Here is a 13,676-nt window from a genome sequence, read left to right on the forward strand (position 1 = left end):
CTGTACCTCGGCTGTACTCAGCCCGAGGTCGCGCCTGTCGCGGGTTCCCCCGGCTCGTCTGCAGGCCCCTCGAGGAACGCGTCGATCGCCGCGCGCGTGCGCTTGTCGGCGTTGGGCATGAGGTGGCCGTGGATCTTGAGTGTGAACGCGGGGTCCGCGTGGCCGAGGTGCTCAGCGACGGTGATGATCGATTCGCCGGCGTCGAGCAGAACGCTCGCGTAGGTGTGCCGCAGCACGTGGAGGCCGTCCCGGTTGCTCGGCTCGAAGCCGGCCGCGCGGCACGTCGGCACATGCTCGAGATCGCCCTGACCAGCATCGCCCCGTGCACCCTGCCCGACGCTGCGTGGGGCCCGCAGCCGATCGAATGGCACAAGGAGCACCCAGCGGTCTACGCGTGGATCTCGTGGCCGCACAGGGTCGCTGAGCACGTGGAGGCTGTCGCTGCCGGATGGAACGACCGCGTCGTCGTGGTGCGCTGGTACACCGACCGAGGACAGCGGGAGACCGTCGTCTGGCGCAACGCAGTCACTCGCCGGGAGCAGCGCGCCTCACGAAGCGCCTCGACACGCTAGCGTCTGCGCCATGTGGAACAAGCAGTCGTACATCTCCCTCGCCTGGGGTGGCATCGGTGGAGGAGCCATCCTCTTCTTCCTCAACGTGATGCTGGGCCCCACGCCGGTCATCGCTTGGCTGAGCATCGGCCTCATCATCGTCGGCATCTGGTCCGCGTCTCGCGCTCGACGCTGGACCGAGCCCACGCCGGCCGCGACGTCAGGAGCGGGCGAGCCCCAGTCGCTCGACGCCCGGCTGACGGAGCTCGACCAGCTCCGAGCTGCGGGGCGCATCACGGAGGAGGAGCACGCCGAAGCGCGACGTCGCGCCCTCGGCGCTCCGTGAGCTCAACGCGCTCCGGCTGTAATTGGGCTGTAAACGGAGCGAATCGAGCAACACCGAAGAACACCGAACAGCATCAACGAGAGAGGCCCCGTCCCCAGTGTTTCCAACGCCTCGCGCGGAATCATGGGGGACGGGGCCTCTGCCCGTCAGGAGGCTATTTCACACGCCGAAGTACAGCTCGAACTCGAACGGGTGCGGGCGCTGCTGCATCGGCAGGATCTCGTTCTCGTACTTGTACTCGATCCACGTGTCGATCAGCTCGTCGGTGAACACGCCGCCGGCCGTGAGGAACTCGCGGTCGGCCGAGAGCGCCTCGAGCGAGTCGAGCAGCGAGTTCGGCACCTGCGGGATGTTCTTGGCCTCCTCGGCCGGGAGCTCGTAGAGGTCCTTGTCGACCGGCTCGTGCGGCTCGATGCGGTTCTTGATGCCGTCGATGCCGGCCATCAGCTGCGCCGCGAACGCCAGGTACGGGTTGCCCGACGCGTCGGGGGCGCGGAACTCGAGGCGCTTGGCCTTGGGGTTCGAGCCGGTGATCGGGATGCGGATGGCCGCCGAGCGGTTGCCGGCCGAGTAGACCAGGTTGACCGGAGCCTCGAAGCCCTTCACCAGACGGTGGTAGCTGTTCAGCGTGGGGTTCGTGAACGCGAGCACGGCGGGGGCGTGCTTCAGGAGGCCACCGATGTACCAGCGCGCGATGTCCGACAGCTGCGCGTAGCCCTTCTCGTCGTAGAAGAGCGGCTTGCCCTCGCTCCACAGCGACTGGTGGACGTGCATGCCCGAGCCGTTGTCGCCGAACAGCGGCTTCGGCATGAACGTCGCGGTCTTGCCCCATTCCAGGGCCGTGTTCTTGACGATGTACTTGAACTTCAGCACGTCGTCCGCCGCGTGCACCATCGTGTCGAACTTGTAGTTGATCTCGGCCTGGCCGGCGGTGCCCACCTCGTGGTGCGAGCGCTCGACCTCGAGGCCCACCTCGATGAGCTTGAGCACGATGTCGTCGCGGATGTCGGCCTGCTTGTCGACCGGCGACACCGGGAAGTAGCCGCCCTTGTACGGGGTCTTGTTGGCGAGGTTGCCGCCCTCCTCCTCGCGGCCGGAGTTCCACGCGGCCTCCTCGGAGTCGACGGAGTAGAAGCTCTTGCCCTGCGAGACCTCGTAGCGCACATCGTCGAAGATGAAGAACTCGGCCTCGGGGGCGAAGAACGCGGTGTCGGCGATGCCGGTCGAGGCGAGGTACTTCTCGGCCTTCTTGGCGACCTGGCGCGGGTCCTTGGCGTAGATCTCGCCGTTGCGAGGGTTGTAGATGTCGAAGACCATGACCAGGGTCTTGGCCTCGCGGAAGGGGTCGACGTACGCCGTGGTGACGTCGGGGATCAGCTGCATGTCCGACTCGTTGATGTTCGCGAAACCGCGGATCGAGGAGCCGTCGAAGAGCTGGCCGACCGTGAAGAAGTCCTCGTCGACCGTGGAAGCCGGGATGTTGAAGTGCTGCTGCACGCCGGGAAGGTCGGTGAAGCGGATGTCGAGGAACTTGACGTCCTCGTCCTTGATGAACTTCAGCACCTCGGATGAGTCGTTGAACATTGCGGCTCCAGATTGGTGGGACTTCGGGTGGGGATCGCCTGGAACACAGGTGACGCGACGAACGTATCCGGAAGGCATTGCCCGAGGGTGTCCCTCATGTTTCGAGCGTGTTACGCGGCGGTCGAAGGCGCGCCATTGCGGGCCACGTAGGCTGGACGGATGAGCCTGTCCGCCTCGGAAGACACGTATCCCGGTCAGCGTCTCGGCCTGCCTCCGAGCGGTCGGGGAAGCGTCGCGCGCGTGCCGCGTCGCCTGGCCGGGTTGGCGATCGACTGGGCGGCCGCGGTGGTGATCTCGATCGCCTTCTTCGAGTACGACGCGATCGCCACGATGCTGGTGTTCGCCGTCATCCACATCCTGTTCATCCCGACGATCGGGGGCAGCCCGGGGCATCGCCTGCTCGGCATGCGCCTGCAGGTGGAGGGGGGCGGTTGGACCGGCGTGTGGCGCCCCATCGTGCGCACCGCCCTGCTCGTGCTGCTGATCCCCGCCGTGATCTGGGATCCCGATCAGCGTGGGCTTCACGACCGCGCGGCACGCACGGTTCTCGTGCGCGCATAGTCAGCGCTCGCCCGTCCCGATCCGCATACGCGAAAGGCCCCGCACGAAGCGGGGCCTTTCGCGTGACGTGGGTCAGCGAGGGCGCGGTGCGCGCGCCCGCGTGGGGTCGATGCCCTTGGGAATCGGCAGCGACGCGAGTGACTGGGAGACCGACTCGATGCGCTGCACGACGGCGCCCATCGTGGCACGGTCGATCGCCTTGGGGTACGACTTGACGGTGCTCGCGAGCTTCGAGATGGGCACCTCATCCTCGCCGTGGCCGATGTAGAGCTCGTGCACGGGCACTCCGGCCGCCACGCGGCTGACCTTCATGCGCTCATCGCGCATCAGGCGGGTCAGGCGCCCGCGAGCGCCCTCGCCCACGATCACAACGCCGCCGCGGCCCACCGCGCGGTAGACCGCCTCCTGCGTCTTCGGGTTCACGCCCACAGGCATCTCGCTGGCGCGCCAGTTGCGGCCCAGCATGGTCGACAGCACGTGGCCGGCGGCACCGGGCATCCCATCGATCTTGCGGTACATCGCTTTCGTCGAGATGCGCGTCATGGTCATCATCGCCGCGAGTGCGCCGAGCATCAGGCCGGCGATGCCCCACAGGATGAAGCCCCACACGTCGGGCTGGATCAGCAGGGCGATCAGCTCGCCGAGCAGCACGCCGGCGATGAGGATGCCGAGCAGCACCCAGCCGAGCCAGGGGTACACCTCGCGCGTGAAGGTGAACAGGGACCTGATCTGCCGGAAGAATCCCGGGCGCTTCTCTGCCTCGGGCGTGCGTGCTGCCATGCCTCCAGTCTACGGAGTCGCGAGCGATGCACCGGACCGGTTTCAGGCCCTCTCGGCCGTCCACAGCACCGCGATGAGGTCGAGCCCGCTCACAACGATCCGAGCTCGTGCCGGGAGGCCGCACGGACGCGAAGGATGGCGCCATGGCCGACGCCGACACTCCACTCGGGCCCGCTCCAACACGCCCCTCCCATCCCGCACGCCACGCCACCGCGCGGGAGCGCGGCCTCGGCGCGGTCCTGACCGACGCGTATCGCCCGATCCGTCGCGTGACGCCACCGGAGGCTCCCGTCGAGGGTGTCCTGGCCGCGGTCGACGACCGCCGTGTGGTGCTGGCGGACGAGGCCGCCGCCTCGCGCGTGGCGTTCTCGCCACCCGGCGACCGGCCGCAGCATCTTCTGACGCCCGTCGACGTGGTGCGCCGCGGCGACGGGCACGACGTCGAGCTGCCCTGGTGCCGTGTGCAGGCGTCGCGCCTGCTCGCCGCCCGTGCCGCGTCGGGTGCGCCGCTGAGCGGGGGCGAGCTGGTGACGCTGGCGGTGAGCCTGCTGAGGGGCACGCGCGAGGCGTGGACGGCCGTGCCCGCGGACGGCGACGGCCCATCGGGCGCCTGGTGGATGGACGACCAAGGACGTCCGCTGTTCGCACGCACGGAAGAGGGCGCCGCGGTGGCGGAGTCGTCGCGGGCTCTGCTGGCGCAGGCGGCCATGCACACGCGCGACCGGGTGCTGCTGCGGCTGCTCGAACAGGCTCGTGAGGCGCTGGAGCGCCCGCGTCGCTTGGGGCGGTCGCTTCCCGCCCTGGAGGACTCGCTGTTCGAAGCGTGCGCGCCGCGCGCGATAGAGCAGGGTCCGTCGCGGGGTGCCCAGGGCCGGCCGGCGGCCGGCGCTCACACCCCTGGCGCAGACCGCGCGCATCCTGACGTCGCGCAGGACGAGCTCGCGCAGGATGTCGTCGTGCGCGACGACATCCGCCCGATGCGCGCACGCGCGGTGTCCGGCCGCGCCTCCGCGTTGCGCGACGTCTTCCGGGGACCGATCGCGGAGCTCATCGACACCGGCATCCCGGAGGCGGTCGCGGACGTCGCCGATCGTATGAGGGCCGCCGTGAGCCGGCGGCGCACCGGGCCGCGTGGGATGCCGGCGCTCGTCGGCGGAGGGGCCGCGGCATTGGTCCTGGCGGGCGGGCTGCTCTGGCCGACGGAGGCACCGTCGGCCGACGCGCACACGGCGGTCGCGACGCCTCCCGCGGCCAGTCCCACAGCGACCGCGGAGCCGACGGCCGCGGGCGACGCAGGCGACGCAGCCGACGCGGGCGACGAGCCGACGACCGAGGCCGGGGCGCGTGTGCTCTCGGCCCTGCGGGACTGCGCCTCTCATGGCGACCCCCTCTGCCTCGAGGTGCGCGACGAACGGGCTGCGGAGCCGCTCTCGGAGGAGGCGCTGGGCCTCGTCGCCGCGGCGGGGCTGCCCCGTCTGCTGGACGACTACGGCGACGTGGCGGTGATGCGCGCGGACAGCGACGACGGTGAGGGCGCGCTGCTGCTGCAGCTGGTGCGGCTCGAGGGCCGCTGGCTGCTGCGCTCCGCCCACCCGCTGGCCCCCGAGGGGCCCTCCTGACGATGCGATCGGCGAGGAGAAGGGGGCTTCGGCCGGCAGCCGCCGGCCGAAGCCCCCTTCTCGCGTGATCGATCAGATGCCGAGGTCGCCGGCGAAGGCCGCCTCCTCCAGACGCGACTTGACCGCTCCCAGGAAGCGAGCCGCGTCCGCGCCGTCGATCGTGCGGTGGTCGTACGACAGGGCGAGGTAGACGTACGAGCGGATGCCGATCGCCTCGACGCCATCCACCTTCACCACGCCAGGGCGCTTGAACACGACGCCCGTGCCGAGAATGGCCGACTGCGGCAGGAACACGACCGGAGTGTCGAACAGGGCCCCGCGGGAGCCGGTGTTCGTGAGGGTGAACGTGCCACCTGCGAGCTCGTCGGGCTTCAGCTTGTTGTCACGCGTGCGAGCCGCGAGGTCGGCGATCTCGTGAGCGATCTGCGCCAGGTTCTTCGAGCCCGCGTCGCGCAGCACCGGCGTCAGCAGTCCGCGCGGCGTGTCGACCGCGATCGAGAGGTTCTCGCTCGGCGGGTAGACGATGTTCTCACCGTCGAGCGTCGAGTTGATGATCGGGTACGCCTGCAGGGCTTCGGCGGCCGCGAGGGCGAAGAACGGCAGGAACGACAGCTTGTCGCCGGTCTTCGACTGGAACTCGCCCTTCACCTGGTCGCGGAAGCCGGCCAGCTTCGTGACGTCGACCTCGACGACCGTCGTGAGCTGCGCGGTCGACTGCATCGACTCGACCGCGCGCGAGGCCAGCACCTTGCGCAGGCGCGACATCGGCTGCGTCGTGCCGCGCAGCTCCGAGACCTCGAGCTTCGTGGCGGGCGCCGCCTGGGCGGGAGCCGCGCCGCCGGCGGCCGGAGCCGCGGCGTTCTCGGCGGCCTTCAGCACGTCCTCCTTGCGGATGCGACCGCCGACGCCCGTGCCGGTGACGGTGGCCAGGTCGATTCCGTGCTGAGCGGCGAGACGACGCACCAGGGGAGTGACGTAGACCTTGTCGTCATCGGCCGACGGCGTGAACGTGGGCGCCTGGGGCTCTGCCTTCGGCGCCTGGTCAGCGGGCGCCGCCTGTGCCGGAGCCTCGGCGGGCGCCTCGGGCGCGGCCGGAGCCTCGGTCTGCGCCGGCGCGGGGGCCTCGGTCGCCGGTGCCTGCTCGGCGGGCGCCTGCTCGGCTGCCGGTGCCTGCTCGGCGGGAGCCGGGGCACCGCTGCCGACGCGAGCCAGCACCGAGCCGACCTCGACGGTCTCGTCCTCGGCGACCAGGATCTCCTGGATCACGCCCGCGATCGGGGAGGGGATCTCGGTGTCGACCTTGTCGGTCGAGATCTCGAGCAGGGCCTCGTCGACGGCGACCTCGTCGCCGACCTTCTTCAGCCAGCGGGTGACCGTTCCCTCGGTGACGCTCTCGCCGAGCTCGGGAAGCACGATGTCGGTGCCCTCACCGGAGGGCGCCTGCGGCTCAGCGGGCGTGCCCTGCTCAGCGGGAGCCTCCTGCGCGGGTGCGGGCTGCGCCGGCTGCTCCTGCTGCGCCGGCTGCTCCTGCGGGGCAGCCTCGGCCGCCGGGGCCGCGGCGGACGGTGCTTCGTCGGGGGCCGACGCGCCAGAGCCGTCGCCGATCTTCGCCAGAACGGCGCCGACCTCGACGGTCTCGTCCTCCTGAACGAGGATCTCCTCGATCACGCCCGCGACGGGCGACGGGATCTCGGTGTCGACCTTGTCGGTCGAGATCTCCAGCAGGGCCTCGTCGACGGCGATCGTGTCGCCGACCTTCTTCAGCCAGCGGGTGACCGTTCCCTCGGTGACGCTCTCGCCGAGCTCGGGGAGGACCACGGAAGTACTCATGTCGGAGTCTCCTTCAGGATTTGGATACGTCTTACAGCTTAGTGATGTGCGCTCGTGCTGACGCGCGTACGCCGGTCGGCGCCGTTCAGACCGCGTGGAGCGGCTTGCCGGCGAGGGCGAGGAACGCCTCGCCCAGGGCCTCGCTCTGCGTGGGATGCGCGTGGATGAGCGGGGCGATGTCCTCGGGGTGCGCCTCCCAGGCGACCGCGAGCTGGCCCTCGGTGATGAGCTCGCCGACTCGGTCGCCGATGAGATGGACGCCGAGAACCGGCCCCTCGACGCGACGGACGACCTTGACCAGACCCGTCGTGCCGATGATCTCGCTCTTGCCGTTGCCGGCGAGGTTGTACTCGTACGCCCTCACCCCCTCCGCCCCGTGCTGGGCGACGGCCTGGGCCTCGGTGATCCCGACCGAAGCGACCTCCGGGTGGGAATAGGTGACCTTGGGGATCTGCGTCTCGGGCACGGGCACGGGATCGAGCCCCGCGATGGCCTCCGCGACGAAGACGCCCTGCTGGAAGCCGCGATGGGCGAGCTGCAGGCCGGGCACGATGTCTCCCACCGCCCACACGCCGTCCACGCCGGTGCGCAGCCGCTCGTCCGCGACCACGAAGCCGCGGTCGAGCGCGACGCCGGCATCCTCGAAGCCGAGTCCGGAGGTGGCCGGACCGCGCCCCACCGCGACGAGCAGATAGTCCGCGCGCAGCGACTCGCCGTCTTCGAGGGTCACGGTCACGCCGTCGGCGTCCTGGCTCGCGGACGCGAATCGCACGCCCAGACGGGTCTGGATGCCGCGCTTGCGGTACGCGCGCTCGAGTCCCTTGCTGAGCGCGATGTCCTCGTTGGGGACGAGGTGGTCGAGCGCCTCGACGATGGTGACCTCGGCGCCGAACGAGCGCCACGCGCTCGCGAACTCGACGCCGATCACGCCGCCCCCCAGGACGACCAGGCTGCCCGGCGCCTCGTCGAGCGCGAGAGCGGTCTCGCTCGTCAGGATGCGGCCTCCGGGCTCGAGACCCGGAAGCGTGCGGCTGTACGAGCCGGTGGCCAGCACGACATCCGCGCCGGTGTATGTGTCGTCGCCGACGCGCACGGTGCGGCCCGGCTCGAGCCGGCCCTCGCCTGCCACGACGGTGATGCCTCGGCGCGCCACCAGACCCTCGAGACCCTTGAACTTCTTGGCCACGATGCCCTCGCGGTATGCACGGAGACCGACCGGGTCGATGCCGCCGAGCGACGCCGAGACACCGTATGCGCCGGCCTCCCTCACCGCGTCGGCGATCTCCGCCGCGTGCAGCAGCGCCTTGGTCGGGATGCAGCCGCGATGCAGGCACGTGCCACCGAGCCGGTCCTTCTCGATGAGGGCGACCCGCTTGCCGAGCTCGGCCGCGCGCAGGGCGGCGGCGTAGCCGCCGCTGCCGCCGCCGAGCACGACGACATCGAAGTCGTGTGCCGTCACTGCACCTCTCCGCCCGCTGCGACGAAGTCGATGAGCGCGCGCACCGTGGCGCCCGTGGGGCCCTTGTCGGTGTAGCCGAAGGGACTGTTCACGCTCATGGCGGATCCGGCGATGTCGAGGTGGACCCACGGGATGCGGGGCGCGTCGTCGCCCTCACCCGTGCGGCCCACGAAGCGCTGCAGGAAGAGTCCCGCGAACATCGAGCCGCCGTTGCGGTTGCCCATATCGGCGTTGCGCATGTCGGCGATGCGTGAGTCCAGCTGCTCGGCGATGTGCTCGGGGAGAGGCAGCGGCCAGGCCAGCTCGCCTGTGCGGTCAGCCGCGCGCAGGAACGCGTCGACCGCGTCGCCGTGTCCCATCACGCCCGTGTGGCGCGTGCCCAGGGCCACCAGGATGGCGCCCGTGAGCGTGGCGACATCGACGATCACGTCCGGCTGCTCGCGGCTGGCCGCGACGAGGCCGTCGGCCAGCACCAGGCGCCCCTCGGCGTCGGTGTTGGTCACCTCGACCGTCGTGCCGTCGAGCATGGTCAGCACGTCGCCCGGACGCGTCGCGCGCCCCGAGGGCATGTTGTCAGCGAGGCACATCCAGGCCGTCACGCGCACGGGCAGGTTCAGCTGGGCGGCGGCACGCACGACTGCGAGGACCTCCGCGGCGCCGGTCATGTCCTCGTTCATGCCGAGCATGGCCGTGGCGGGCTTCAGGGAGAGTCCGCCGGTATCGAAAGTGATGCCCTTTCCGACCAGTGCGACGTGGCGCTCGGCATCACGAGGTGCCCACTCCAGGCGCACGAGGCGCGGGGGGCGGTCGGAGCCTCGGCCGACGCCCAGGATGCCGCCGAAGCCGCCCTCCTCGAGCGCCGCTTCGTCGTAGACGGTCACGTCGATGTCGAGTCCGTCCGTCGCGACGGTCGCCGCCTCGGCCAGCTGCGCGGGGCTCTGTCGGTCGGCGGGAGTGGAGACGAGGTCCTTCACGAGCGCGACGGCTTCGGCGCCCGCCCGCACGCCGTCGAGCTGCGCGTCGTCCACCGGGCCCGGCACGTGCACGAGCACGGAGCGCGCGCGCCGCTTCTTCGCGGCCTTCTCCGGATCCTCGGTCTTGTACGAGGTGAACGAGTACGCCCCGAGCGCCGCGCCCTCCGCCGCGGCGCGCCAGGCGTCGTCGACGTCGGCGGCGACGTGAACCGCGACCGTGTCGAAGCCGGTGAGCAGCCGCGCCGCGGTGCCCACCGCGTCCCGCACCGCGCCGGCGTCCGGCTCGGACCCGAGACCGACGACGGCGAGGGGGAGGTCGGCGACGTCCGGGGCGTATACGCGGGCGAACGAGTTCTTCGCCCCCGTGAAGCCGATCGCATCCAGTGCGCGGCGCAGGCCCGGGAACTGCGAGAGAGGCTCCTCACCGCTGAACGACGGGATCGCCAGAATCGCGGCCTCCGCGCTCTCGGTGGGGAAACGGTCTTCGGTCAGCGCGAGGGCGGGAATCGGCATGCTGTCCATCCTAGGAGGGCCTGCGAGGAGGGGGTGTCGCGACGATACGCGCAGAGCGGAACGGAGACCCGTACGGCTCCCGGCTCGTAGCATGGATGCATGCCCTCGACTGGTGACATCTACGAGCGGGTGGCGAATGCGCCCATCGTGCCGGACGGCCTTCCGCTGGTCATCCTGATGACCGGCTTCACCGACGCCGGAGGGGCCGTCGCGGGCCTGATCGACTTCGCGCGGGAGGAGCTCGATCCCCGCCCCGTCGCGGTGTTCTCGAACGACACGCTGCTCGACTACCGGGCGCGTCGTCCGATCGTCACGTTCGAGCAGGATCACCTCAGCGACTACCGGCCCCCGCGGCTCGAGCTCTCGCTCGCTCACGACGCGCTGGGCCAGCCCTTCCTGCTGCTGTCGGGGTACGAGCCGGACTTCGCGTGGGACGCCTTCGTGGCTGCGGCGGTCGACTTCGCCGACCGCTTCGCGGTGTCGTCCATGACCTGGGTCCACGCCATCGCCATGCCGGTGCCGCACACGCGCACTCTCGGCGTCACGGTGAGCGGCAACCGGGCCGACCTCATCGAGGCGCACTCGATCTGGCATCCGCGCACGCAGGTTCCGGCGACGATCGGACACCTCCTCGAGTACCGCTTCGTGGAGTCCGGCTTCGAGACGGCGGGGTTCGTGCTGCTGGTTCCGCACTACCTCGCCGAGACGGACTACCCCGCAGCCACGATCGCCGCGCTCGACAAGCTCATGGCTGCCACGGGACTCGTGTTCACGATGGACGAGCTGTACGTCGAGAACCGCGAGTACCTGGGCAAGGTCGAAGACCAGATCTCCGGCAATGACGAGCTCGGCAGGATGGTGCACGGTCTCGAGGAGCGCTACGACGCATATGCCGCGGGACTCGGCGTGGGCGGCACGCCCACCGTCGCCGGCCTGCGAGAGGGCGAGCTGCCCAGCGCCGACGAGCTGGCGGCGGAGCTGGAGCGCTTCCTGGCGTCACGCCCGAACGGCGACGACGACAAGCGCGCGGGCTGAGCGGCGCACGAAGAGCCCGCGCCCCGGCCGGAACGGCGCGCGACCAGGGTCGACCCGTGTGTCGCCGTTCCGGGAATGCGCGCCCGGCTGGGCGCGTTGTGGTCTGAGACGCTCCACGCGTGCGTCCGGTGCGCGGCCGGACGTGTGAGAGAATGAGGGTCCGACCCGTTGGCAGGACGGCGCACCACACGGCGCCGGACTTGACAAGGGTCTTACTAGTGCCCGAACACACCCGGGGGCGCGGCGCGCGGCGCCGCCGGTGAAAGGCGAAACGTGACTACTGCCACGAAGACTCCGCGGAGCACCGCGAAGAAGAAGGACACTGCTGAAGCGGAGGAGGCCGTCGAGCCCACCACCGCGAAGACGACTGCCGCCAAGACGACGGCACGGAAGACGTCGGCCGCCAAGAAGGCGGAGGGCGACGCCGGGGAGAAGCCCGCCCGCAAGGCGCCCGCCAAGAAGACCGCGGCCAAGGCCGCACCGAAGAAGTCCGCCTCGAAGAAGGCGTCCGAGGAGCCCGACGACGACGAGGCCGTCGAGCTCGAGGACGAGGTCGAGCTCGACGAGGCCGACGCGGGCAAGGACGAGCCCGCGGAGGCGTCCGACGAGGACGAGGCGCCGAAGAAGGCCGTCACCGAGCCGCTGCCCACGGGCGCGATCGTCATCACGTCGAGCGACGAGGACGAGGTCCCGGTCTACTCGACGCAGATCACGGGAGCCACGGCCGATCCGGTCAAGGACTACCTGAAGCAGATCGGCAAGGTCCCGCTGCTGAACGCGGCGGAGGAGGTCGACCTCGCGATGCGCATCGAGGCGGGCCTGTTCGCCGAGGAGAAGCTGTCGAAGATGTCGGCGGCCGAGAAGTCGAGCCAGCTCGGTCTCGACCTGCAGTGGGTGGCCCGCGACGGTCAGCGCGCCAAGTCTCACCTGCTCGGCGCCAACCTGCGTCTGGTCGTCTCGCTCGCCAAGCGCTACACGGGCCGCGGCATGCAGTTCCTGGATCTGATCCAGGAGGGCAACCTGGGCCTCATCCGCGCCGTCGAGAAGTTCGACTACACCAAGGGCTTCAAGTTCTCGACGTACGCCACCTGGTGGATCCGTCAGGCGATCACACGTGCCATGGCCGACCAGGCCCGCACGATCCGCATCCCGGTGCACATGGTCGAGGTCATCAACAAGCTCGCCCGCGTGCAGCGCCAGATGCTGCAGGACCTGGGCCGCGAGCCCACGCCCGAGGAGCTCTCGAAGGAGCTCGACATGACCCCGGAGAAGGTCATCGAGGTGCAGAAGTACGGCCGCGAGCCGATCTCCCTGCACACGCCTCTGGGTGAGGACGGCGACAGCGAGTTCGGTGACCTGATCGAGGACACCGAAGCGGTCGTTCCGGCCGACGCGGTCGGGTTCACGATGCTGCAGCGTCAGCTCGAGAGCCTGCTCGACTCTCTCTCCGAGCGTGAGGCGGGCGTCATCCGGATGCGCTTCGGCCTCGGCGACGGACAGCCCAAGACGCTGGACCAGATCGGCGACACGTTCGGCGTCACGCGCGAGCGCATCCGCCAGATCGAGTCCAAGACGATGGCGAAGCTGCGTCACCCGAGCCGGTCGCAGTCGCTGCGCGACTACCTCGAGTGATGTCGGCGGCCGCGAACGAGGGCAAGGCCCTCGAAGTCGAGATCGACGGCGAGAAGGTGCAGCGCATCCCGCTGCGCACGCGCGTCGTGATGCCCGAGGACGACCTGGACGAGGTCGTCGCCACCTACGCCGCGGGCGCGGTGCAGCCGGGCGACCTGCTGTTCGTGACGGAGAAGATCGTCGCGATCACGCAGGGACGCTCGTACCTGCTCAGCGACATCCAGCCCCGCAAGCTCGCACGGTTCCTGTCGCGCTACGTCGTGAAGACCCCGCACGGCATCGGGCTCGGCATGCCCGAGACCATGGAGATGGCGCTGCGTGAGTGCGGTGTGCCGCGCATCCTGTTCGCGGCCGCCGTCGCGGCCGTCACGAAGAAGCTCGGTCGGAAGGGCGACTTCTATCGGATCGCCGGCGACAAGGCGCGTGCGATCGACGGTCCGACCAGCGGCACCATCCCGCCGTACAACCAGGCGGTCGTGCTCGGGCCGGAGCGCCCGCGCGAGGTGGCGCGCCACGTTCAGCAGCTGCTCGGCGGCGGCATCGACGTCGCGGTCGTCGACATCAACGACATCGGCGGCAACATCCTGGGCTCCACGCTGGACAAGGCGGGGGAGAAGCGCCTGGTGCGCATCCTGGGCGACAACCCGCTCGGCCAGGGCCACCAGTCGACGCCGATGGGGATCGTCCGCGTCCTCTAGCTCACGCCGCCCGCATCCGCAAAGGCGCCCTTAGGTGTCGCCCGCGTCGGCGGGCGTCGCGCTCACACGACGATGGCCCCTCCGCGAGGAGGGG

The 13,676-nt window shown here is 70.5% G+C and carries 13 protein-coding genes; 7 read left to right on the plus strand and 6 right to left on the minus strand.

All coding sequences use genetic code 11. From position 1 onward, the window contains the following. Window positions 1–17 precede the first annotated feature (17 nt). The gene (locus ABTW64_RS00060) at window positions 18–236 is read right to left on the minus strand and encodes a site-specific integrase (RefSeq protein WP_350617923.1); all 219 of its coding nucleotides are present in this window, start codon (window positions 234–236) and stop codon (window positions 18–20) included. Between the two features lie 54 nt (window positions 237–290). Between ABTW64_RS00060 and ABTW64_RS00065 the strand changes: the two genes are divergently transcribed. Next, window positions 291–572 (plus strand): hypothetical protein, encoded by a 282-nt coding sequence (locus ABTW64_RS00065; protein ID WP_350617925.1) that lies wholly within the window; start codon window positions 291–293, stop codon window positions 570–572. 10 nt (window positions 573–582) lie between these two features. Continuing rightward, entirely contained in the window at window positions 583–897 is a 315-nt protein-coding gene (locus tag ABTW64_RS00070) for a hypothetical protein (protein WP_350617927.1), read from the plus strand. A 159-nt stretch (window positions 898–1,056) separates the two neighbouring features. Here ABTW64_RS00070 and glnA read toward each other — a convergent pair whose 3' ends face one another. Beyond that, the gene (gene glnA, locus ABTW64_RS00075) at window positions 1,057–2,481 is read right to left on the minus strand and encodes a type I glutamate--ammonia ligase (protein ID WP_350617929.1); all 1,425 of its coding nucleotides are present in this window, start codon (window positions 2,479–2,481) and stop codon (window positions 1,057–1,059) included. A 159-nt stretch (window positions 2,482–2,640) separates the two neighbouring features. Between glnA and ABTW64_RS00080 the strand changes: the two genes are divergently transcribed. Then, complete coding sequence (locus ABTW64_RS00080; protein WP_350617931.1) at window positions 2,641–3,042, plus strand: RDD family protein; 402 nt, start codon at window positions 2,641–2,643, stop codon at window positions 3,040–3,042. Window positions 3,043–3,114: 72 nt separating this feature from the next. On the opposite strand, the gene ABTW64_RS00085 is transcribed toward ABTW64_RS00080, so the two are convergent. After that, on the minus strand, window positions 3,115–3,822 hold the full coding sequence (locus ABTW64_RS00085) for a DUF4191 family protein (protein WP_350617933.1): 708 nt from the start codon (window positions 3,820–3,822) through the stop codon (window positions 3,115–3,117). 143 nt (window positions 3,823–3,965) lie between these two features. Between ABTW64_RS00085 and ABTW64_RS00090 the strand changes: the two genes are divergently transcribed. After that, window positions 3,966–5,441, plus strand: a complete 1,476-nt coding sequence (locus ABTW64_RS00090; protein ID WP_350617935.1) for a hypothetical protein — start codon at window positions 3,966–3,968, stop codon at window positions 5,439–5,441. Window positions 5,442–5,513: 72 nt separating this feature from the next. On the opposite strand, the gene sucB is transcribed toward ABTW64_RS00090, so the two are convergent. The 3 genes from sucB to ABTW64_RS00105 all read right to left on the minus strand — a co-directional run bounded on the left by sucB (window position 5,514) and on the right by ABTW64_RS00105 (window position 10,217). Next, window positions 5,514–7,271: a 2-oxoglutarate dehydrogenase, E2 component, dihydrolipoamide succinyltransferase gene (sucB, locus tag ABTW64_RS00095; protein WP_350617937.1), complete on the minus strand. Its 1,758-nt coding sequence runs from the start codon at window positions 7,269–7,271 to the stop codon at window positions 5,514–5,516. 85 nt (window positions 7,272–7,356) lie between these two features. Then, window positions 7,357–8,730: a dihydrolipoyl dehydrogenase gene (gene lpdA / locus ABTW64_RS00100; protein ID WP_350617939.1), complete on the minus strand. Its 1,374-nt coding sequence runs from the start codon at window positions 8,728–8,730 to the stop codon at window positions 7,357–7,359. Then, window positions 8,727–10,217 (minus strand): leucyl aminopeptidase, encoded by a 1,491-nt coding sequence (locus tag ABTW64_RS00105; protein ID WP_350617941.1) that lies wholly within the window; start codon window positions 10,215–10,217, stop codon window positions 8,727–8,729. Before ABTW64_RS00105 ends, lpdA begins: the two co-directional genes overlap by 4 nt. A 99-nt stretch (window positions 10,218–10,316) precedes the next feature. Here ABTW64_RS00105 and ABTW64_RS00110 point away from each other — a divergent pair, with 99 nt between their 5' ends. The 3 genes from ABTW64_RS00110 to ABTW64_RS00120 all read left to right on the plus strand — a co-directional run bounded on the left by ABTW64_RS00110 (window position 10,317) and on the right by ABTW64_RS00120 (window position 13,582). Beyond that, window positions 10,317–11,252: a proteasome assembly chaperone family protein gene (locus ABTW64_RS00110; RefSeq protein WP_350617943.1), complete on the plus strand. Its 936-nt coding sequence runs from the start codon at window positions 10,317–10,319 to the stop codon at window positions 11,250–11,252. A 273-nt stretch (window positions 11,253–11,525) separates the two neighbouring features. Continuing rightward, entirely contained in the window at window positions 11,526–12,884 is a 1,359-nt protein-coding gene (locus ABTW64_RS00115) for an RNA polymerase sigma factor (protein ID WP_350617945.1), read from the plus strand. After that, window positions 12,884–13,582: a coenzyme F420-0:L-glutamate ligase gene (locus ABTW64_RS00120; RefSeq protein WP_350617947.1), complete on the plus strand. Its 699-nt coding sequence runs from the start codon at window positions 12,884–12,886 to the stop codon at window positions 13,580–13,582. Before ABTW64_RS00115 ends, ABTW64_RS00120 begins: the two co-directional genes overlap by 1 nt. The last annotated feature ends 94 nt before the right edge of the window (window positions 13,583–13,676 follow it).

This window comes from Microbacterium sp. NPDC096154, from assembly GCF_040302945.1.
In the GTDB taxonomy this organism is placed as follows: Bacteria; Actinomycetota; Actinomycetes; order Actinomycetales; family Microbacteriaceae; genus Microbacterium.

Coding starts and splice junctions, on each gene's coding strand:
- ABTW64_RS00110 (WP_350617943.1), top strand. CDS start 10,317: ATGCCCTCGACTGGTGACATCTACGAGCGGGTGGCGAATGCGCCCATC.
- sucB (WP_350617937.1), bottom strand. CDS start 7,271: ATGAGTACTTCCGTGGTCCTCCCCGAGCTCGGCGAGAGCGTCACCGAG.
- glnA (WP_350617929.1), bottom strand. CDS start 2,481: ATGTTCAACGACTCATCCGAGGTGCTGAAGTTCATCAAGGACGAGGAC.
- ABTW64_RS00090 (WP_350617935.1), top strand. CDS start 3,966: ATGGCCGACGCCGACACTCCACTCGGGCCCGCTCCAACACGCCCCTCC.
- ABTW64_RS00080 (WP_350617931.1), top strand. CDS start 2,641: ATGAGCCTGTCCGCCTCGGAAGACACGTATCCCGGTCAGCGTCTCGGC.
- ABTW64_RS00105 (WP_350617941.1), bottom strand. CDS start 10,217: ATGCCGATTCCCGCCCTCGCGCTGACCGAAGACCGTTTCCCCACCGAG.
- ABTW64_RS00065 (WP_350617925.1), top strand. CDS start 291: ATGCTCGAGATCGCCCTGACCAGCATCGCCCCGTGCACCCTGCCCGAC.
- ABTW64_RS00120 (WP_350617947.1), top strand. CDS start 12,884: ATGTCGGCGGCCGCGAACGAGGGCAAGGCCCTCGAAGTCGAGATCGAC.
- ABTW64_RS00070 (WP_350617927.1), top strand. CDS start 583: ATGTGGAACAAGCAGTCGTACATCTCCCTCGCCTGGGGTGGCATCGGT.
- ABTW64_RS00085 (WP_350617933.1), bottom strand. CDS start 3,822: ATGGCAGCACGCACGCCCGAGGCAGAGAAGCGCCCGGGATTCTTCCGG.